At 40.6% G+C, this 22,566-nt stretch carries 18 protein-coding genes; all 18 read left to right on the forward strand.

The genetic code is table 11. The annotated features are described in order from the left end of the window. Positions 1–10: 10 nt before the first annotated feature. Positions 11–1,129: a Wzz/FepE/Etk N-terminal domain-containing protein gene (locus tag C943_RS13420; protein ID WP_008628748.1), complete on the forward strand. Its 1,119-nt coding sequence runs from the start codon at positions 11–13 to the stop codon at positions 1,127–1,129. A 165-nt stretch (positions 1,130–1,294) separates the two neighbouring features. Further along, positions 1,295–2,647 (forward strand): UDP-glucose dehydrogenase family protein, encoded by a 1,353-nt coding sequence (locus C943_RS13425; protein WP_008628750.1) that lies wholly within the window; start codon positions 1,295–1,297, stop codon positions 2,645–2,647. A 12-nt stretch (positions 2,648–2,659) separates the two neighbouring features. After that, the gene (locus tag C943_RS13430) at positions 2,660–3,970 is read left to right on the forward strand and encodes a nucleotide sugar dehydrogenase (protein WP_008628752.1); all 1,311 of its coding nucleotides are present in this window, start codon (positions 2,660–2,662) and stop codon (positions 3,968–3,970) included. A gap of 241 nt (positions 3,971–4,211) precedes the next feature. Further along, positions 4,212–5,702 (forward strand): MATE family efflux transporter, encoded by a 1,491-nt coding sequence (locus C943_RS13435; RefSeq protein ID WP_008628755.1) that lies wholly within the window; start codon positions 4,212–4,214, stop codon positions 5,700–5,702. Between the two features lie 313 nt (positions 5,703–6,015). Beyond that, a complete protein-coding gene (locus tag C943_RS13440) occupies positions 6,016–6,900 on the forward strand; it encodes a glycosyltransferase family 2 protein (RefSeq protein WP_008628757.1) in 885 nt (294 codons plus the stop codon). 44 nt (positions 6,901–6,944) lie between these two features. After that, the gene (locus C943_RS13445; protein WP_008628760.1) at positions 6,945–8,078 is read left to right on the forward strand and encodes an EpsG family protein; all 1,134 of its coding nucleotides are present in this window, start codon (positions 6,945–6,947) and stop codon (positions 8,076–8,078) included. 74 nt (positions 8,079–8,152) lie between these two features. Next, entirely contained in the window at positions 8,153–8,758 is a 606-nt protein-coding gene (locus C943_RS13450) for a CatB-related O-acetyltransferase (RefSeq protein WP_081610489.1), read from the forward strand. A 71-nt stretch (positions 8,759–8,829) separates the two neighbouring features. Further along, a complete protein-coding gene (locus C943_RS13455; RefSeq protein WP_169334624.1) occupies positions 8,830–9,912 on the forward strand; it encodes a glycosyltransferase family 4 protein in 1,083 nt (360 codons plus the stop codon). 14 nt (positions 9,913–9,926) lie between these two features. Beyond that, complete coding sequence (locus tag C943_RS13460) at positions 9,927–11,060, forward strand: N-acetyl sugar amidotransferase (protein WP_081610490.1); 1,134 nt, start codon at positions 9,927–9,929, stop codon at positions 11,058–11,060. After that, positions 11,057–11,671, forward strand: a complete 615-nt coding sequence (gene hisH, locus C943_RS13465) for an imidazole glycerol phosphate synthase subunit HisH (RefSeq protein WP_008628768.1) — start codon at positions 11,057–11,059, stop codon at positions 11,669–11,671. Before C943_RS13460 ends, hisH begins: the two co-directional genes overlap by 4 nt. 2 nt (positions 11,672–11,673) lie before the next feature. Further along, the gene (locus C943_RS13470) at positions 11,674–12,450 is read left to right on the forward strand and encodes an AglZ/HisF2 family acetamidino modification protein (protein ID WP_040480672.1); all 777 of its coding nucleotides are present in this window, start codon (positions 11,674–11,676) and stop codon (positions 12,448–12,450) included. Between the two features lie 3 nt (positions 12,451–12,453). After that, positions 12,454–14,577, forward strand: a complete 2,124-nt coding sequence (locus C943_RS13475; RefSeq protein WP_040480674.1) for a bi-domain-containing oxidoreductase — start codon at positions 12,454–12,456, stop codon at positions 14,575–14,577. 25 nt (positions 14,578–14,602) lie between these two features. Then, positions 14,603–15,700, forward strand: coding sequence for a non-hydrolyzing UDP-N-acetylglucosamine 2-epimerase (gene wecB / locus C943_RS13480; RefSeq protein ID WP_040480676.1), 1,098 nt, complete (start codon positions 14,603–14,605; stop codon positions 15,698–15,700). Between the two features lie 62 nt (positions 15,701–15,762). Next, on the forward strand, positions 15,763–17,301 hold the full coding sequence (locus tag C943_RS13485; RefSeq protein ID WP_342664154.1) for a heparinase II/III domain-containing protein: 1,539 nt from the start codon (positions 15,763–15,765) through the stop codon (positions 17,299–17,301). Further along, positions 17,301–18,509 carry a glycosyltransferase family 4 protein gene (locus tag C943_RS13490; protein WP_008628774.1) on the forward strand — a complete coding sequence of 403 codons (1,209 nt, stop codon included), beginning with the start codon at positions 17,301–17,303 and terminating at the stop codon, positions 18,507–18,509. Before C943_RS13485 ends, C943_RS13490 begins: the two co-directional genes overlap by 1 nt. Positions 18,510–18,585: 76 nt before the next feature. After that, positions 18,586–20,256: a capsule assembly Wzi family protein gene (locus tag C943_RS13495; RefSeq protein WP_157198546.1), complete on the forward strand. Its 1,671-nt coding sequence runs from the start codon at positions 18,586–18,588 to the stop codon at positions 20,254–20,256. 13 nt (positions 20,257–20,269) lie between these two features. Then, positions 20,270–21,163, forward strand: coding sequence for a glucose-1-phosphate thymidylyltransferase RfbA (gene rfbA, locus C943_RS13500; RefSeq protein WP_008628776.1), 894 nt, complete (start codon positions 20,270–20,272; stop codon positions 21,161–21,163). 125 nt (positions 21,164–21,288) lie between these two features. Beyond that, the gene (locus tag C943_RS13505; protein ID WP_008628777.1) at positions 21,289–22,443 is read left to right on the forward strand and encodes a glycosyltransferase family 4 protein; all 1,155 of its coding nucleotides are present in this window, start codon (positions 21,289–21,291) and stop codon (positions 22,441–22,443) included. The last annotated feature ends 123 nt before the right edge of the window (positions 22,444–22,566 follow it).

The following is a 22,566-nucleotide window of genomic DNA, read 5'->3' on the forward strand; positions in this document are numbered from 1 at the left end:
AGACTCAACGATGCAAAAAAGCCAAAATACGGAAGTCGATGAGATAGACTTGGTTGAGATTTTCCGAGTTTCTTGGGCAAATAGGAGAAAGATATTTCTAACGACTATTTTATTCGTTATTTTTGGACTCCTGGTGGCGTTCCTAATTCCAAAGGAATATGCTGCAGGGTCGACTTTCGTACCGCAGGTCGCAGATGGTAGTAAAGTCGGGGGAAGTTTAAGTGGTTTGGCCTCATTGGCTGGAATTAATTTGGGTGGTCTCACTTCAGGGAATGAAATACCACCGACTTTATATCCAAAAATAGTCTCATCTGTTCCATTCAAGAAACAGATTTTAGAAGCGAAAGTAACACCCGCGGGTCTTCCGGAAATGACCTATGCTGAATTTTTCAATGAAAACTATAATGCGGGAGTGTTGTCAACCCTCTTAAAGTATACCTTGGGGTTACCTGGGTTAATTCTTAAGACTATCAGACCGGCTTCCCAGACTCAACAGGATGAATCTAATCCGGAATTGATTTCATTCTCTGAAGAAGAATTGGAACATTTCAAAAGGCTTGACAACCAAATGTCGGTTCAGTTCAATGATAAGGAAGGCTTTGTTTCTTTATCCTTCAGAATGCCAGAGCCTCTTTTAGCTGCCCAAATGGCCAAATTTGCCGAAGACTTGCTTCAGCGTGAGGTAATTGGATATAAGATCCAAAATGCCCGGGAGCATTTAAAATATACGGAAGAGAGATTCGAAGAAAAAAGGAAAGAGTTTGAGGAAATTCAGACTAGGTTGGCGAATTTTAGAGATAGAAATCAGAATATTTCCTCTGCTTTTGCACAGAACCGGCTTACAAAACTCGAAGCTGAGTATAATTTTGTCTTAAATGTCTATACAGAATTGGCAAAACAATTGGAAACCGCCAAATTGCAGGTTAGTAGGGATACGCCCGTTTTTTCTGTGATTCAACCTGTTTCCGTTCCGATAGAAAAAGATTCTCCCAAAAGAGTATTGATTTTGGCGGTATTTCTGATTTTCGGTATCGTAACTGGACTAGGCTTGGTTTTTGGAAAGATTTATTGGAACGGCCTAAGAGAAGAACTGTTTAACACAGATAAAAAGTATACAATAAATGAATGATTTCAATTTAAATACAAAAAAAAATATTCAAAAATACTTTTTTTGTATTTGAAAAATATTTTACATTTGAATCGTAATTCAGAGAGGGTAAATTCCTCAAGAATCCAAAATAGCTTATCATCTCAAAATTTATCATTCTTTTTTAACCCTAAATTAAAATAATCAATGAAAATCACAGTAGTAGGTACTGGGTACGTTGGATTGGTATCCGGTGCATGTTTTTCTGAAGTGGGGATCGAAGTTGTCTGCGTGGACATCGATCAGAAAAAAATCGACAAGCTCAAGAACGGTATCATGCCGATCTATGAGCCGGGATTGGAAGAAATCGTCAAAAGAAACTATGCGAGTGGAAGGCTGCAGTTTTCCACCAACCTCGGGGAAGCCATTCAGGGTTCCGAGGTAGCCTTTATTGCCGTAGGTACGCCTCCCGGTGAGGATGGTTCCGCGGATTTGAAGTATGTGTTGGCCGTTGCCGACGAGATCGGACGTACGATGAGCGATTATATCGTCGTGGCGACGAAAAGTACTGTACCCGTTACTACGGGTGAAAAGGTACGTGCAGCTATTGCCGGAGCGCAGGAAAAAAGAGGCACTAATATCCCTTTTGCAGTTGCTTCCAACCCTGAGTTCCTCAAAGAAGGTGCCGCGGTGGAGGATTTCATGAAGCCAGACAGGATTGTGATAGGTGTGGACGATGAGCGTGCCGAAGAAATCATGAAGCGCCTATATAAGCCATTCCAACTCAACGGTGATAGGATCATCTATATGGATATTCCTTCAGCCGAAATGACCAAATATGCTGCAAACGCGATGTTGGCAACTAAAATTTCTTTCATGAACGACATCGCCAACCTCTGTGAGCTTGTGGGTGCCGATGCCAATATGGTCCGCAAAGGAATTGGTTCAGATCCCAGGATCGGCAACAAATTCATCTACCCAGGTGTGGGATACGGAGGTTCTTGCTTTCCGAAAGATGTGAAGGCAATCATCAAGACCGGCAAGAAGTATGGCTACGAGCTACGCGTTCTTCAGGCGGTTGAGGATGTGAACGACGACCAGAAGTATGTTTTGGTCAAGAAGGTTAAACAGCATTTTGGCGAAGACCTCAGCGGCAAGACATTTGCACTATGGGGACTGAGCTTCAAGCCGAACACAGATGACATGCGTGAAGCACCCGCCATTGTGATTATTGATGAGCTTATTGCAGCAGGCGCACAGGTGAAGGCCTATGATCCTATTGCGATGAAAGAAGCCCAACATATCTATGTGGGCGACAAGATCACCTATGCAAAGGACGCTTACGATGCCTGCGTGGACGCCGATGCCTTGTTGTTGATCACAGAGTGGTCCGAATTCAGGATACCTTCCTGGTCGGCACTGGGCAAACTGCTGAAAAACAAAGTTGTGTTTGACGGAAGGAATATTTATGACAAATCCTATTTGGCCGAAAATGGTTTTGAACATTACGGGATCGGTACGCAAGACCCAGTTCAACAACTAATTAAGAATGCGTTATAATTTTTGGCAATCATGATCACCCCTATAAAAGACGCAAAAATCGCCATTATTGGCCTGGGATACGTGGGCTTACCCTTGGCAGTTGCCTTTGCTGAAAAATACCCTACAATAGGATTCGACATTGATGCCGAAAGGGTCAAACAATTGCAAAAAGGGCATGACCGAACCTTGGAAGTGAACGATGAGGAGTTGAAAAACGTCCTCGTCTCCACTTCTGTGGAATTGGAGCAGAAGCGGAAAGGCCTTTTGGTCTCTGACGCCGTGATTCCAATCACCTCCTGCAACGTGTATATTGTAACGGTACCTACACCTACCGATAAGCACAATCGGCCGGTTTTGACGCCGATGTTGAAGGCTTCTGAAACGATCGGGAAAATCTTAAAAAAAGGAGATGTGGTCATTTATGAATCCACGGTTTATCCGGGCGTGACTGAAGACGAATGTGTTCCAGTTCTTGAGAAATTCTCTGGTCTGAAATTCAATATTGATTTCTTTGCCGGTTATTCACCTGAGCGGATTAACCCCGGAGACAAAGAACATACCGTTACAAAAATCCTCAAGGTGACTTCAGGAAGTACGCCTGAGGTTGCTGATTATGTGGATCAGTTGTACAAATCAGTCATTAAAGCTGGAACACACAAGGCATCTTCCATCAAAGTAGCAGAGGCTGCCAAAGTGATCGAAAATTCCCAAAGAGACATCAACATTGCGTTCGTCAACGAGCTATCAAAAATTTTCAACTTATTGGGAATAGATACCCACGAGGTTTTGGCAGCTGCTGGGACGAAGTGGAACTTTCTTCCATTCAAACCAGGCCTTGTTGGAGGGCACTGCATTGGTGTGGATCCATTTTACCTTGCCCAAAAAGCTCAGGAAGTAGGCTATCACCCTGAAATCATTTTGGCAGGGAGACGACTCAACGACTCAATGGGTAAGCACGTGGCAACAGAAGTCATCAAGCTGATGATGCGCAAGGACCTAAAGGTGATCGATTCCAAGGTTTTGATTTTGGGCTTTACATTCAAGGAAGATTGTCCAGATGTGAGAAATACCCGCGTGATCGATATATACAACGAACTCAAGTCATTCGATATGGATGTGGATGTTTACGATCCTTGGGCCGATGCTGCCGAAGTGGAACATGAGTATGGTATTCACATCATCAATGGTGGCCGGAAACCGAATCTGGAGGATTATTCCGCAGTAATATTGGCTGTAGCACACAGGGAGTTTAGGGATTGGAAAATCGCGAAATCCGCAAATCAGGTGGTGTTTGACGTCAAGGCGATATTGGAGAAGGAGTTGGTGGATGCCAGGCTCTAACGAGAGTTCTTCCAAGATTGAATTTTAAGAAGTTGGATTAAGCGGGCCTTCGTTTGATTCAACTTCACGATTTTTTATTAGTGTTATCAATTTTTTTCAGAATGTTATCCCATGGGGGATTCCAACGATATTTCTTTCCTTGTAACGGTGTTTGTTGAATTTTAGGAAAACTTCGTATTCAAATAATTACCTTAAAAAGTCTCAAATTCATTCACTGTAAAGATATGGGAATCAAATTTGAATGATAGAGAAACCCGCTCCATTACGCACTAGTTTCATTAGAAATTTTGGATATTCTGCAATTGCAAGGGTTGTTCAAATGATTTTTGGTTTTTTGATTATTGGATATGTCGTTAAATCGGTTGGTATAGAAAAATGGGGGATTCTAACTGTTTCGGTATCATTGGTGAATATCATCTCGGTATTACAGTCAAGCATTTCGGGGGCCGCGGGAAAGAAATTGACTGATTATTACGTAAAAAATGATATAGAAGGGTTTAATAGACATTATCTTGCAACAACATATCTCACTTTGATTGTCTGTGCCATTGTCCTCTTAATGGTAGTTGCTTGTGAGATTTTTTTCATATTTAGTCTGATGTCAGAAGGTTCGGAGGAACTGGGAATTGTTTTTCTTCTCACTGGAATGAATGTCTTACTTCAGATATTGGCTCTTCCTGGTTTAGCAATTCTTCAGGCGACCAACAAAATCGAGTTTCAGGCAAAATCAGTGATTTTTGGATTTATTATCAGGATACTATTGGTGTTTTCGATCTTCGTATTTTCGAAAACAATAATAGTTTATTCGGTGATCCTTGTTTTGGAATCTTTGGCAGTAACTCTAGCGATTTATTTTAGCATTGGCATAAAGATCAGAATAAAACCGATACCAACGATCGTTCCAATTGACAAGACTTATTATGTTGGAGTAATAAAATTCAATTCGCTTAATTTTTTGCACAACCTCAATTATGTGTTATTCTTACAAATCCCAATGCTAATCATTGCGCGTAAGTATGGTTTAGTTTACTCTGGATACTATGGAATAGGGCTGCAGTTTTATAGTCTTGTGAGGGGAATGATTTCACCTGTCACGTCTGCGTTGGCTCCGTTATTTAATTTCTTCCGGTCTGCTGGTGACGAAAAACGATTGAAGGGGATTTATCAGCTTTCCTCAAAACTATTTTCAATTTCTGCACTCCTAATTTTGACTTTATTTCAGTTTTTTGCGGCTGATTTATTGCCACTTTGGCTAGGGGATCAAGCACCAGAATTGGCAATATTTGTAGTTAAATATTCTTGGTTTATTTCCATTGGTGTATTTTTCGTTCCAAGTGCGTTCATCTTGGTCACATTGGAGAAATTGAAAGAAACCTCACTTATGGGATTTTCCATGGCTATGTTAGCCGCATTTATTTTATTATTGTTCAAACCGACCGACTATGCGATTTTGGTGATTGCCCTTGCAATGTCAATCCCATTCTTTGTCTACAATCTCCAGAAATTTATCATAACTATAAGGATATTGGGCTTCAAAAGTTGGGAGTTTGTATTGCCCTTTGTGTATATTCTTTCCGTTTCGTTAATTGTAGCCTGTAGCGAAGGTTTTTTCAATGGGTTTACATTCTTCAATAAAATTCTTACTCTATTCGTGGTGATCTTGCTATCCGTTGTCATCATAAATCGAGAAGAGTGGAAAAGCTTAAAGCAACTAATTTTAAGAAGTAGTTGATATATAGTCTCCCAATATTTTTATTGGACAAAGTTTTTCTATCAGGTCAATTAATTGGGATTTTCGATAATATCATGCTAAAACAAATAGGTAAGTTGTAATTTGGAGAGGTTTGACCTAGGCCAGAATTCTTTTTACTTGTTTCCCCGTTTTTCTTGATTGTTAATATGTGACTGAATTCTTACAGTAAAAAGATTTTGGGTTTTTGAGAGAACTCTATACTGACCCAAAAGAAAAGTCTCGCCATCTTTTTTTTCGGATTGCGTAGAAAAGATACAGCAGGGAATTAGTGTTTAGTAAATAGTTGTCCATAATGAAAAGCAACATAGACTTTCCATTGATCACCATCCAAATTCTAAATTGGAATAGAGCAACTGAAACGGTCAGAGCCATTGAAAGTGCAATTAATCAAAGTTATCCAAATTTTGAAGTTGTCGTAGTTGACAACGGATCAACAGATGGGTCGGTAGAGTTAATCTCGGGTAGGTTCCCTAACCTGAAGATAGTATCTCTGTCAAAGAACTATGGTTGTCCGGGCGGGAGGAACAGAGGGATTTCAGAATGCAGCGGTGAGTATATTTTCTTTTGTGATAATGATGGTGTATTGCATAAGGATGCCGTTAAATTTGCCTACGAAGAAATTTCTGGGAGAGCGGATTGTTTTGTAGTCACTGGGACAGTTCGAGAATTTTCAGATGAAAGGGAGATTGATGTCAAATATGAAATTATCCCATCTGAAACCTATAAGATTCATACTTTTCAGGGGGGGATTTGTCTAATCAGGAAGAAGGTTTTTTCCACGATCGAACTTTTCCCAGACGACTATATATACGGGGGGGAAGAGCAGTATTTATCGTTTAGGATAATGGATAAGGGGTATGAGATTAGAAAATCTGAAAACGTGATTCTTTGGCACAAGAAATCAAGTTATGCGAGGAACGTCAAAAATGAAACCTTAAATAGTTGGAGAAATAAACTTGCGAATGTTTATCAACTTTACCCTATTGAGTATTTTGTTCAATTTCTGATATATTTTGTTGTTGTATATCCCGTCTATGCACTCAAGGAAGGATTCTTTTTGGATTTTTTGCGAAGTATTCCGAAAATGTATTCAAACATGATCAAGTACAAGAGGATACCAGTCACTAGAAAAACATTCAAAACCATAAATCATATCAGGACAATGCTTGGCATGTGATTTAAAATCGCCTGATCCCAAGTTTTATACTTTGGAGTCCAAAAATGCAAACGCTTTCAAGTTCTCTTTTCTACGTTTTTTTGATGTCAATTTCCATCTATGGGGCCCAACTTGCTTCTAAGGTTAAACTTAGAGAAATAGTGGAAAGGGAGAAAAGATATGGATTAAATCTTTTTCACATACTAGTTGTGGTTCTTTTGTCTTTTTTTGTTGGGTTCAGAAATGACGTAGGTGTAGATTGGAAGGGATATGTTCAAGATTTTTATTCCATATCAGAGATTCCTGATATTTTTTCTTCAGATCAATACTACGAAAAGGGATACCTAATCATAAATTGGATGGTTGGTAGGTTGGGTCTAGGATTCCAAATAATGTTTTTTGTTGTGTCAGTCATAACTTGGACATTTTTCTTCAGATCGGTCCAGAATTTTCTTTTGCCGTTACTGATGTACTTTCTTTTCGTTGACGAATATTTTTTTTGGGGGATGAATGGAGTTCGGCAATTTGCGGCAATGGGAATTTGGGTATTTTCAGTCCGTTATATTTACGAGAGAAAACTATTTTACTATCTGTTTTATATCGGCATCGCAAGTTTATTTCATGCCACCGCTTGGCTAATGTTAGTCTTTTATTTTCTCAATTTTCAATTTTTATTCAAGAGAAGAATTTGGTTAGTGATTTATGGATTGTCAATACTGGTATTGGTCTCTGGAAACTTGACGCCAATATTGGATCAGATTCAATTAGGATTGCTCTTATTGGGCGATGGAGTTGAATCAGTAAGTAGATACTCAAGGTATGTTGAGTCGGGGAAATTCGTTGGATCTGAAGTGGGCATAGGTTTAGGATTCATTTATAAGCTGCTTATCAATGGGTTAATATTATGGTACTCCTCTAAATTAATTGCAGAGTTTGACTATTTGAGGATACACCTTTTTTTGTTTTTAGTTGGAGCAGTAATTTTTAACTTGTTTTTCGAGATTCAGCTTATAAACAGGCTTAATAGTTATTTTCTGATCATGAGGCCAATTTTACTTTCATATTTAGCGTATTACCTATGGTCTATTGAAAAAAAGAAATTGTTTTCACTTGGTTTGATGATTTCTTATTTCCTGCTGTTTCTGTTTGCGATTAGTGGAAATTCCAATAATTGCTGTCCCTATAAGATGATCTTTTGATTGTTTATACATTTCTATGCACCATTATTCTGAACAAATATTTAGCAGATTAGGTCTATAACGATAATATTAGAATGATGTTAGTTTATTATTGGTCAAAAATCTTAAAGAAACTACGTGGAGCTGCTATAAAGAATTCCACGATTGACCCAAGCTCAAAAATTGAATCAGGGAGCCATATCGTAAATACTCAAATGGGTAAACACTCATTTTGCGGGTATGATTGTGAAATTATCAATTGTGAAATCGGATCGTTCTGCTCAATAGCGAATGGTGTGGTTATTGGTGGCGGTTCCCATCCCATTGATTGGGTGGGTACATCTCCAGTATTTTATGAAGGTAGGGATAGTGTCAAGGCTAAGTTTTCCACTTTTTCGAGGGTTGCGCCGAAGAAAACGACCGTGGGGCATGATGTTTGGATTGGACAAAACGCATTGATCAAGCAGGGTGTTAGTATTGGGACCGGTGCGGTGATCGGCATGGGCAGCGTTGTCACTAAAGATGTTCCCCCTTATGCAATATTTGCAGGAAACCCAGCGAAACTAGTCCGATTTAGATTTGACGAAATTATTATTGAAAGACTTCTGTCTTCCAAATGGTGGGAATTGGATGAAGACACGCTTACTCGTGCAGCCGTTCATATCAAAGATCCGTTGGCTTTCCTAAAGTTCTTGGAATGAAGATTCTACATTGCTGTCTAGCTGCTTTTTACATCGACAACTTCGGCTATCAGGAAAACATTTTGCCGAAAATGCATAAGCTCCTTGGCCATGATGTGACCATTCTTGCCTCTACTGAAACTTACATTGGCTCTAAATTGGGCTATACCTCCCCTGGAGAATATATCAACGAGAATGGAATACCTGTTAAAAGAATTCCTTATTCTCGATTCATTCCAAGTGTGCTTGTGAGGAAACTTCGGTTATATGAAGGGATTGGGGCTTTTTTGAAAAAAGTTAATCCGGACATTATCTTTCTTCATGATGTCCAATTTTTGAGCATTGTGGAGATTGTTCGTTTTGCGCAAAGAAACCCCAATGTTAAGATCTATGCTGACGGGCATACGGATTTTGGGAATAGTGCAAAGAATTGGGTTTCTAGGAACATTTTGCACAAAGTAATATACAAGTGGTGCGCGAAAATGATTGAGCCTTATGTTTCCAAATTTTGGGGAGTCACGCCGTTGCGGGTTGATTTTTTTATAGATGTATATGGTATCAATAAGGAAAAGGTCGACTTGCTTGTTCTTGGTCTCGATGATTCAGAGTTGGATATTACTAACAAGGCTTTCGTGAGGGAAAAAGTAAGAACGAAGCATGGCCTTGGTGAAAAATTTGTCTTTATCTCTGGAGGCAAGATTGATCGACGGAAAAATATACATCTACTTTTGGAAGCCTTTTCGGATAAAGCCTTTGATGATTATCATTTAATTTTATTTGGTTCTATCACTGACGAGATGAGGGTAGAGATAGAAAAGCATCTAGGACAATCTAACATAACCTATCTTAAATGGCTTGAGCCAAAACAGGTATCCGAATATTTTATGGCAGCCGATTTTGGGGTTTTCCCTGGGACACATTCAGTATTGTGGGAACAAGCTGTTGGTGTGGGGTTGCCTGCAATATTCTGTAAGTGGGATGGAGTTACTCACGTGGATGTAGGAGGCAATTGCGTTTTTATCGAATCAATCTCTGCAGAGAAGATCGGAAAAACAATGCATGAAATTGTGATGGATTCAAATAGATTTGCATCTCTTAGAAAAAATGCAGAGGAAAAAGGGCCAAAAGTGTTTTCATACACTGAAATCGCCAAAAAATCAATCGATATGAATTAATATTTAGGTAACTAATGAAAAAATATCAAATCTGTACTAATTGCGTAATGGATACCTCAGATTCAAAAATCGTTTTTGATGACAAGGGAGTATGTGACCATTGCAATACTTTTTATAACGACATTCTTCCTTTTTGGCATACGGATGAGCGTGGTAGGAAGAAACTCGAAGATTTGGTTAATAAGATCAAGAAAGAGGGAAAGGACAAGGATTTTGATTGCCTTATGGGGATGAGTGGAGGAATTGATAGTTCCTATCTCTTGTACATTATGGTAAAGGAGTTTGGTTTGAGGCCGCTGGTTTTTCACGTAGATGCAGGGTGGAATTCCCAAATTGCTGTAAACAACATCGAAAGATTGGTTGATGGATTGGGTTTGGACTTATATACCGAGGTCATTAATTGGGAGGAAATAAAGGATCTACAATTGGCGTTTTTTAAATCCGGGGTGCCTCATGTAGATGTCCCACAGGATCACGCTTTTTTCGCGACTATGTATAAGTTCGCTAGCAAACATAAAATCAAATACATACTAACTGGAGGTAATTATTCAACCGAGTGTGTTAGAAATCCTTTAGAATGGATGTATTATCAGTCCGATTCGATTCAGCTCAAAGATATATACAAGAAGCATGGTACAGGAAAACTGAGAGACTATCCCGTGACGAACATATTATGGCACAAAATATATCTTCCCTATATCAAGGGAATCAAGTTGATCAGACCCTTGGATTTTGTACCCTACAATAAAGAAAAAGCGATGGAAGAGCTGGTCAATAAATTTGGCTATCAGAAATACCCTCAAAAACACTTCGAGTCGAGATTCACCAGATTTTACGAGAGCTTTTGGTTGTATGAGCGATTTGGGTATGATGTGAGGAGAGTGCAGTTTTCAAGCCTTATTTTGACGAACCAAATGACCCGGGAAGAGGCATTGAGGGCATTAGAAAATCTTCCCTATGATCCCGAAAACATCAAACACGACTTTGAGTATGTGGCTAACAAATTGGGAATAACCGTGGAAGAATTGAATCACTATTTTCATTTACCCAAGAAAACCTACAAAGACTTTAAGTCACAGGAGAGTATTTACAATGTTGGGGCCAAAGTCATGCGAGTACTTGGAAAGGAAAAAGGAGGTAAACGATGATAGGCATTATTGACTACGGATCTGGAAATATTCAAGCTATAAAGAACATATACAACAGACTTAACATTCCGGCTGAAATCCTCAGTACTCCAGAGTCATTGGAAAGTGCAGAAAGGCTTTTGCTTCCAGGGGTAGGGGCCTTCGACGCAACGATGAATCAGCTGATTTCCTCTGGACTTAAAGACAAGCTTGATGAGTTGGTATTGGAGAGAAAAAGAAAGATTTTGGGAATTTGTGTCGGAATGCAGATTTTGGCGCAATCCAGCGAAGAGGGCCATACACCTGGGCTGGGCTGGCTGGCAGGGCGAGTCAAAAGATTTAATGTCGCCAATTTTACCCAGAAGCCTTATCTCCCCCATATGGGTTGGAACACGGTGGAAATTCAACGAGCCCACCCCATCTTCGACGGGATAGACCACGATATGGGGTTTTATTTCGTTCATAGTTATTTTTTCGATGCCCAAAATGTGGACGACATCCTGTCTTTGACCCATTATGGTACTGAGTTCGCGTCAGGGGTTGCCAGCGGAAACGTTTTTGGATTCCAGTTCCACCCCGAAAAGAGCCATTCAAATGGTGTGCGGCTATTGGAAAACTTTGCTAAAATTTAGCCATGCTTAGGTCAAGAATTATCCCATGCTTGTTAGTCCACAAAAAAGGGCTAGTCAAAACCGTCAAATTCAAGGATCCCAAGTATGTCGGCGATCCACTGAATGCCGTCAAGATATTTAATGAGAAAGAAGTGGATGAATTAATGGTCTTAGATATCGATGCCACGGTAGAAGGTAGGGGACCTGATTTTGAGCTAATCAAAAAACTTGCGATAGAATGCAGGATGCCATTCTGCTACGGTGGTGGAGTGACCACAGTCGAGCAGGCAAAAACAATCATTAGTTTGGGGGCGGAAAAGGTTGCGTTGAGTTCCTCTGCAATTAAAGACCGTCGTTTGTTGAGGGATATTGGAGTCGCAGTCGGCGTCCAGAGTGTGGTTGTCGTGATTGATGTTAAAAAGACGGGGGGCTTATTCGGTAAGACTTTTGAAGTCTTCATTAAAAATGGCAAGGAAAAAGTTGACGTGAAATTGTCTAAACTTATTCAGGATCTCAATGAGATAGGTGTGGGGGAGATCGTCATCAATTCCATAGATAGAGACGGTACCATGGAAGGTTACGATTTGGAATTGGTCGATTCGATCCGGAATCAAACAGATTTTCCAATCACGGTCCTAGGCGGGGCGGGCACCTTTTCCGATATCAAGTCGCTTATTGATAGATATAGAATCATCGGTGCTGCTGCGGGTAGTCTATTTGTCTTCAAAGGAAAATATAGAGCAGTATTGATTAGCTACCCAAATCGAAGTGAAAAGAAGTCGATTCTTAATTTAAGTTGATCAATGAAACAGATTATACAGGACCTAAAAAACGGCCATACAATTCTAGAGGAAGTACCAGCTCCAGAAGTCAAAACTGGCCAAATTTTGATCCAAACAACACGAAGTTTGGTTTCCTTGGGTACGGAGAGGATGCTTGTTGAGTTCGGCAAAGCCAATTTTTTGGAAAAAGCCCGTCAGCAGCCAGATAAAGTAAAGGAAGTGCTCCAAAAGGTGAAGACGGATGGTTTGAGACCTACCATTAATGCGGTGATGAACAAACTTGGTCAACCGTTGCCATTGGGCTATTGCAACGTCGGTAGGGTCATTGGCATCGGCAAAGGTGTCACAGACTTTAAAGTTGGCGATCGGGTAGTCTCCAATGGACCCCACGCAGAGTACGTTTCAATACCAAAAAATTTGGTTGCACGAATTCCGGACGATGTATCAGATGAAGATGCTTCCTTCACGGTGATTGGAGCCATTGGCCTGCAGGGAATAAGGCTGGCAAATCCCACATTTGGGGAAACTTTTGTGGTCGTAGGCCTTGGGCTAATCGGTCTAATTACTGCCCAGCTCTTAAAGGCGAACGGATGTCGTGTTATAGGATTTGATTTTGATCAGGCCAAGGTGGATTTGGCTAATACTTTTGGTGTAGTGGGGGTGAATCCGAGTAAAGGCATCGACCCTGTTGCGTTTGTGAATTCGGTGACAGACGCTGTTGGCGCCGACGGCGTTATCATCACGGCTTCAAATAAAAGCAATGAAATAATCTCACAGGCGGCGAGGATGTCACGCAAGAGAGGAAGGATCGTTCTAATCGGCGTTATCGGATTGGATATTTCGAGGGCTGATTTTTATGAAAAGGAGTTGACTTTCCAAGTGTCATGCTCATACGGTCCCGGCAGATATGACGAACATTACGAGCAAAAGGGGCAGGATTACCCCCTAGCTTTTGTAAGATGGACTGAAAAGAGAAATTTCGAAGCAGTCCTTCATGCCATTTCTACCGGAGCAATCAAGGTTGGACCACTGATAACTGAAAGGATTCCTTTGGAACAATTCGACCAAATTTACGGCAATATGTCCAATGGGAGGTCAATCGCTTCCATCCTCGAATATTCGGAAAACGATGAAATCCCGAAAAGGACAATTTCACTAGTCCACAGCAAAATCAAATCAGGTAGTGGGGTCGTCGGAATAATCGGAGCGGGTAATTTCACTTCGGCCATGATTCTTCCGTGCTTGAAAAAGACCCAGGCAAGGCTGAAAGTCATTTCTAGTTCAGGTGGCTTGTCCGGAACCGTGCTAGCGAAAAAATTTGGTGTGGAACAATCAACCACGAGCAATCAAAGTATTCTTGATGATCAGGAAGTCGATTTGGTCATGGTTACTACAAGGCACAATTCCCATGCAAATCTTGTAATTCAATCACTTCTTGCAGATAAACATGTATTTGTTGAAAAGCCGCTTGCGCTGACAAATGAAGAGTTGATGCGAATACTGGATGTTTATCACCAATCTGGTAAGTCGATTTCTGTTGGCTTCAACAGGAGATTTGCACCTCTTGCATTGCAGATGAGAAATGCTTTGGGTTCGACTGATACGCCAATGAACATAGTGGCTACCATGAATGCAGGATTTATTCCAGGTAATTCTTGGGTTCACGATTTGGAAGTAGGTGGGGGAAGAATCATAGGGGAGGCTTGTCATTTTATTGACCTGTGCACCTACCTCACAGGATCCTTAGTCAACTCTGTCTGTATGAATTCGCTTGGGGAAAATCCTGAAGAGAATACCGATAATGCGAGCATTTTGCTGTCCTATGAGAATGGGTCAAATGCGGTCATTAATTACTTTTCAAATGGGCACAAAAGCTATTCGAAGGAGAGGATTGAAGTTTTTCATCAGGGCAGGGTGCTGATTATGGACAATTGGCGGAAGTTGCAGGGGTATGGATTTAGGAATTTCAGTTCAGCTTCGTCAGGGCAGGACAAAGGGCATCAAATCCAGTTTAATCGATTAATTGACTCTATTAAGAGAGGTGGTGATCCCATTATCCCAATCGATGAATTAGTGAATACGACTAAGGCAAGCTTTGCTGCGATCGAAAGCTTGAAGTCCAAGTCATGGGTTTCAGTACAATAGAACTAGCGACAGCGATTAAGGGAATATGAATATAGATTTAATAGCGGGCGCAAGACCTAACTTCATGAAAATTGCCCCAATCATTGACGCCATTTATGAGGCGCGTTCCAAAGGGAATAACATTGGGTTTAGATTGGTCCACACTGGGCAACACTACGATAAGAACATGTCCGACAGTTTTTTTGAGCAGCTCGGTATTCCTGAACCTGACATCAACTTAGGTGCTGGCGGTGGGACACAAGCCGAACAAGCCGCAGCAATAATGGTTGGATACGAGAAATTGTTGATAAATGAGAAATCAGACCTTTGCTTAGTGGTGGGTGACGTGACATCAACTATGGCATGCGCGATAGCGGCCCAAAAATTGCATGTGCCGGTGGCACATGTTGAAGCGGGTATCAGATCGGGAGATTGGACTATGCCGGAGGAAATCAACAGAATGGTGACTGATAGTATTACCAACTACTTTTTTACTACTACCGAAATAGCAAACAATAACCTTCGCAAATCTGGAGTGGAAGAGGAACGAATATTTTTTGTTGGCAATACAATGATAGATACGCTTTTAAAACACAGGCACAGATTCCAAAAGCCCTCGATTTGGGACGAATTGGGTTTGAAGAATTCGGAATTTATAGTAATGACACTGCATCGACCAGCCAATGTCGATCAGGAATTTAAGCTGCGAACACTTGTAGACGAAATAGTTACTAATTCCAAAGACCTACCTTTGATATTTCCAGTACATCCCCGGACAAAGAAAATTTTGGAGAATCTAGGTATTTCCCATCCAAGATTACATATGATAGAACCGCTGGGGTATTTGGAATTCAATTTCCTAGTCGAAAACGCTAAATGTGTAATTACTGATTCGGGAGGGATTACAGAGGAAACGGCTGTAATGGGTATTCCATGTATGACGTTACGTGACAACACGGAGAGACCAGAAACTATCTCTCGGGGAACCAATGAGCTTATCGGTACTGATCCAAAGGCGATCAAGCCAAATATGGAAAAGCTCTTTTCGGGAAACTGGAAAAAAGGGGGAGAAATCGAGAAATGGGACGGAAAGACATCCGAAAGAATCGTGCAACATCTGCTAAATATTTTCTCAAAGAAATAAAAATAGGTTTGGAGGTGATTTCAAAGATTGGATTGTATACTCGAACGATAAGCCACCTGAAAATGAAACAGGTGGCTTATCAGTTTAAATATCGGTTTGTAAAGCCTCGCAATCTCAAGAAGCACTCTGGTGGGAATTTTAGTGTCACTCGGCTGAAATTTCAGGAAATACCAGTCCAATATGAGATTTTGGCTGTATCCGATACTCATCTCAAATTCAATTTCTTGAATCTTCAAAAGGAGTTTGAGGGCGCAGTGGACTGGAATTTTCAGGGTTTTGGAAAACTTTGGAATTACAATTTGCAATACCTGGATTTTCTAAAACAGCAATCAGTCTCGTTTGAGATCAAGGCAAAACTTTTGGCTGAAGTATACAATAATCTATGGGATGGTAGACTTCGGTTGGAGCCATACCCAGTAAGTCTCCGGATTATGAACGTGATTCGATTTTTCTCCACACAGGAAATTATTCGGCCAGATGACGAAGTTTTTGTTATGGTCTTTGCGGAGGCAAAGTACCTATCCAAAAATCTCGAATTTCACATTTTGGCAAATCATCTCTTGGAAAACCTTTTTGCATTGTTGATGGCGGGGCATTTTTTTGGTAACGAGGATTGGATCAAGAAAGCCGAGAGGTTCTTAGAGATTGAATTGGAGGAGCAAATATTGAGGGATGGGGCGCATTTCGAATTGAGTCCAATGTATCACCAAATCATCCTATTTCGAATATTGGAGGCAATTGGCTACTTGTCGGAATCTAGCCAAGTTAGAGGGCTGCTCCAGCAAAAGGCTATTTTGATGCTTTCTTGGCTCAATGAAGTATCATTTTCGAACGGAGAAGTTCCACATTTCAACGATTCCACATACGGTGTTTCATTGAATACAACTCAATTGAATCAACTCGCGTCTCTTCAAGCCTTACCAATCAACAAAAACATTCATTTGAAGGAATCGGGATACCGTAAGTTTAAAAACAGTCGTATGGAACTTGTGATCGATGTGAATGGCATTAGTCCAGGCTATCAGCCTGGCCATGCCCATGCAGACACATTTTCATTTGTTTTATATATCCTTGATTTTCCGATAATTGTCGATGCTGGTGTCTCTACGTACAATATTTCTTCTAGAAGGGATTTAGAAAGGTCGACAATGCTTCACAATACGGTTTCAATCAATGGCGGGAATTCTTCAGAAGTTTGGGCTGGATTTAGGGTTGGACGTAGAGCTATCGTGACCATACACGAAGACAGCGATCAAGGGATATTTGCCTCTCATTCTGGATACAGAAATCTCGGTATTGAGGTTTTTAGGCGCTTGAAAATTTCAAACGGGAGGATTGAAATTGAAGATTTACTTGTCGGGGACCTTTCGCTTGTGAAGCCTCAATTAAATTTTCACTTTCACCCGTCCATTTCAATTAGGGATGTAGGAGAAAATACCTTCAGTATCGGGAAGGACATCTTAATGGAATTCGACAGTAAACTCTCTGTAGCAATACAGGAATATGATTATTGTCTCGGTTTCAATAAGCTTGCGAAGGCGAAAAAAATCAATGTTGTTGGCTTCAAAGAGGATGTAAAAACCACAATCAAAATAAACTAATGAGAATTCTTTTTCTATCCGATAATTTTCCCCCAGAGGTAAATGCGCCAGCAAATCGCACGTTTGAGCATTGCAAAGAGTGGGTCAAAGAAGGCATAGAGGTTACGGTGGTTACCTGTGTTCCGAATTTCCCCAAGGGAAAGGTATTTGACGGTTATAGGAATAAACTTGTCCAAAAGGAAACAATTGAAGGAATAACCGTCATTCGGGTCTGGTCCTACATAACGGCAAACGAGGGGTTTTTAAAGAGGATTCTGGACTACGTCAGCTATGCAACTATGGCTTTTTGGGTTTCTCTTTTCATAAGGACCGATCTGATAGTCGCAACTTCTCCCCAGTTTTTCACTGCCATCGCTGGTAGCATGGCAGCATTTTTTAAAAGAAAAAAATGGGTGATGGAAGTTAGGGATATTTGGCCGGAATCGATTGTAGCAGTGGGAGCTATGAAAAAAAACTCAGCGATAAGGTTTTTTGAATGGGTGGAAACTAGACTATATCGATCGGCGCATAAAATTGTGGTTGTAACTGATGCTTTCAAATCCAACCTAATAGGGAAAGGTGTAAATCCAGAGAAAATATTCGTTTTTAAAAACGGAGCAAATCTTGACCAATTCACACCTGGTACAAAGGATGCTTCACTGGTCCAAAAGCTGGGTTTGCAAGGCAAGTTTGTGATCGCCTACATCGGTACACATGGATTGGCACATGGATTGGATTTTATTTTGAATTGCCTTTCAGAGCTCGAAGAGGAACTGAAAGAAGTATTCTTCCTTTTCATGGGCGATGGTGCCGAAAAGAGAAACCTCGTTAATTCCGCAAATCAAAAAATGCTATCGAATGTAGCTTTTATCGACTCGGTACCCAAGCAGGAGGTTCTTGGGTATTTGCGCCTTATGGATGTAGCGTTGGTAAACTTGAAGAAAAGTGATACATTTTTAACGGTGATTCCATCAAAGATATTTGAGGCGGCGGCAGTCGAAAAGCCCATCCTCTTGGGACTTGAAGGTGAAACCAAATTGTTGATTGAGCAATATAACGCAGGGCTTTGTTTTGGTCCCGAAAACAGGGAGTCATTTGTTGCTGCCGTAAAGTCTATTTACAAGGATGCTGACGCGTATCTCCGATACAAGCAAGGTTGCCGTAAACTTGCAGATGATTTTGATAGAAAGAAAATCGCAAAACAGATGCTCGATGTCCTTTTGGATTAAGCGAAAACCATATACCTCGAAGAAACAACTACCACTAGTCAGGATGTCATTACGATTTTGTAAGTTCTTTACCATCATGCTCGTCTTTTCGGGATTTTTTCTGTCGGTAGGAATTCAGTCAGGCTATTGCCAAGATCTACAAACTAACAGTCTAATCTTCCAAGAACTCACTAGGAGAGCCCAATTGCAAGGCGATTTTGACAGCGATTACTCACTTTTCATCAGAAATTTTGAATTCCGTGGAATACCATATTGGGATTCATTGGGAGCAGAGCGGAATTTGCGATTCCTTGAGAACAGCGACAGTATTGCTTTTAAATATTTGCCAGTTTTTTCCATTACCCAGTTTAATTCCAAAAGGCCTTGGGGATGGGCTGATGGCGCAATCGCACCAAATGTCGGTTTGCAGCAATATCTTTCATCAGGGATATTTGGTAATTTCAAGTTTATCCACTACCAGTTTCAGCCAGAAATTGTGATTGCACAAAACAAGGCCTACTTCGGTTTTTCTGAGAATTGGGATGACGAAGTGACTCGATTAAGGTTCAATGACTTCAACTATGGTGATTTCCCAGAAAGATTTGGAGCGAGTCCGACAACTCGTTTTTTTCTTGGACAGACAAAGTTGACCGCAAAATTCGGAGCCTTTGAAAGCGGATTTTCTACTCAAAACATATGGTGGGGGCCAGGCCAGTGGAATAGTTTGATATTTTCAAATAATGGCCCTGGGTTCTTCCATTTTACTTTCAATACATCAAAACCTGCCAAGACAGCAATAGGAAATTTTGAAGGACAATTTATAATCGGAAGATTAGAGAATTCAAAAATTTTTCCAACTCAATTTCAAAGTGAACATGATAAATTTTTTAGACCATTTGTAGATAATTGGAGGTATCTTAACGGCTTAAGTATATCCTATAACCCGAAATGGTTGAAAGGTTTCTTTTTTGGATTAAATCGTACCGTACAACAATACAACGATAGTAGGGGCAATAGATTCTTGGATTTTTTCCCAGTTTTTGAACCATTTCAAAAGACCCGTGCGGGACTTGACCGAGATGAGGAAGGCAAGGATCAGCAGGTTTCCGTTTTCTTCAGGCTTGTAAATCAACAATTTAAGGCAGAAATCTATGGTGAGTTTGGAAGAAGGGACCACGCCTTGAATTGGAGGGAATTTATTTTGAATCCGGAACATGCGAGGGCATATATTTTAGGTTTTAACAAGTTAATAGATGTTGGGAAAGGAAGTGGAGAGTTCATTCAGTTAAGAGGAGAGATTACACATCAGCAGGAGTCAGTGAATAGATATATTAGATATCCTGGATTGGCTGGAGGATTGATATGGCATTCACATACAAGGGCCAGGGGATTTGTACATCGGGGACAACCCCTCGGTGTTGGTATTGGAGCCGGATCAAATATTCAGACGTTTGAAATTTCTTATGTCAAAGGTTTTGACAAAGTTGGGATATTATTAGAGCGCCTAGAAAATCAGCAGGATTTTTACTATCGCTCCCTCGCCTATGAGCAGAATTCTACGCCATGGATTGATTTGAGCGTTGGATTAATTTTCTCGAAGAAGTGGAATAATCTAATTTTGAACTCACGTCTGCAGGCTGTCCAAGCACACAACCTGCAATGGGGATTTGGTGATACAGAGCGTGGAGATTTCGAGGGGATAAATACTGTTTTTTCAAGCCATTTCCAAGCCAATATTATTTATCTAATTCGAAAAAGAAACAATTAACTAACACCTCACCATGAAAGGTATCATCCTCGCGGGCGGCTCAGGCACAAGGCTTTATCCAATTACCAAAGGTACTTCAAAGCAGCTTTTGGCGATTTATGACAAACCGATGGTTTACTATCCGATGTCGGTATTGATGCTTGCAGGAATTAGGGAAATACTAATCATCAGCACTCCTCATGATTTGCCGGGCTTCAAGAAACTTTTTGGCGATGGATCTGATTTGGGTTTGAATATTTCCTATGCTGAACAACCATCTCCGGATGGTTTGGCACAAGCTTTTATCATAGGCGAGGAATTTATTGGAAAGGACAATGTCTGCTTGGTACTTGGTGATAACATCTTCTATGGGCACGGCTTCACCAAACTGCTTCAAAACTCCGTGAAAACCGCCGATAAGGAAGGGAAAGCAACGGTCTTTGGTTACTATGTGAAAGACCCAGAGCGATATGGAGTAGTGGAATTTACGCCTGCAGGCAATGCTGTTTCGATTGAAGAAAAGCCCAAGCACCCCAAAAGCAATTATGCGGTAGTAGGATTGTACTTTTATCCAAACTCGGTCGTGGAGATCGCCAAGAAAATTCGTCCAAGCGATCGAGGGGAATTGGAAATCACCACGGTCAACCAAGAATATTTGGAAAGGAATCAGCTTCAAGTGGAAATCATGGGCAGGGGATATGCCTGGTTGGATACAGGTACACATGAATCCATGCTTGAGGCTTCCAACTTTATCCAAACAATTGAAAAAAGACAAGGTTTGAAGGTCGCTTGCCTCGAAGAAATAGCCTTTGAAATGGGATACATATCAGAAGAAAAATTGAGGTATTTAGGACAAGCAATGAGCAAAAACGAATATGGTCAATATATACTACATAAACTTAAGCTAAGGTCTCTTGGCAAACCCTAATAAATTTAGGATAATTTTACTCTGAAATTAAACTTTTCAAATTTATCGGGCCAAACTATCTCTAGATTCGATAACTTGTTGGATTTTGGCCTAATTATTGATATATTTGCAGCAAATTTCTTTTTATGATCATTTTTCTAGCAGTAGTTACCGCGTTTTTGGTTGGATTCCTTCTCACCCCCATCATCATTATGATCTTGAAGAAGATGCAGTTGATGGATACACCCGGGGGACGAAAAATTCACAATGGTTTTATACCTTCTATGGGAGGGATTGGTTTTGTCACAGCCACGTTTCTTTCGGTATTGTCTTGGCTTGATTCATCCAACATTGTCGAAATCAGGTTCCTTCTTGCGGCCTTTGGCTTGATGTTTTTTGTCGGCCTGCGTGACGACATGGTCAACATGAGCGCGCTGCAAAAATTGGCTGGTCAGTTTATTGCGGCATATTTGGTTGTGGTCATGGCTGATATCAGATTAACCGGATTTTATGGTTTTTTTGGAATCTATGAATTACCGCTATATGTGAGCTATTTTATCTCCATTTTCACTATTCTGGCATTGACTAACTCGTTTAATTTGATTGATGGGCTAGATGGACTTGCGGGGTCAATCAGTTTGGTGACATTCATGTTCCTCGGGTGGTGGTTTATGGAGGCCGGTCTCGAAAGTTATGCTACGTTTGCTTTTATCTTGGTGGGGGCTGTCGCTTCGTTTTTGGTCTACAATTGGCATCCCGCAAAAATATTCATGGGAGATACAGGCTCCTTGAGCTTAGGTTTTGCACTTGCGGTTCTCACGATCTTATTTATTGACCGTAATGGGACGATGCAAGATTTTGAAGGTTGGAAGTTTAATGCACCCATTGCTACCGGAGTAGCCCTTTTAATTATTCCAATTTATGATACTACCCGGATTTTCATCAAAAGGATAATGAAAGGCAAGTCACCTATGGCACCTGACAAAAGCCATGTTCATCATTTCCTCCTTAGGATGGGAATGAGACATGATGAGGTTACTTTGACCTTGGTTTTCGTGAAACTTGCATTCATCGGAATGATCTTTATCGGTTCAAGTTGGAGCGAATATGTGTTGTTACCCACTGTTGTTTTGACTGCGATTATTCTCGGCATCAACTTGGACAATCTGACTCTCAAAAAAGTCAAGAAAAATAATCGAAAATCTCCGCCTATTTTATCCAAGCGTACTAGGAAACGTACTAATTCGAAGCCTGAGATACAGGAAGAAATACTTGATAAGGCGCGTATTTTGGACAATTAATAGCCTTGATATGTCAATATACTAGAGACCTTTGGTTTTATGCCAAAGGTTTTTTTGTTTTGGTCAGAGAAAAACGAAAAGAATTTTACTTTCCTCTAAATTTGGGTACATTTTACCGAAACA

The sequence above is a fragment of the Mariniradius saccharolyticus AK6 genome (genome assembly GCF_000330725.2).
GTDB classification, from domain to species: domain Bacteria; phylum Bacteroidota; class Bacteroidia; order Cytophagales; family Cyclobacteriaceae; genus Mariniradius; species Mariniradius saccharolyticus.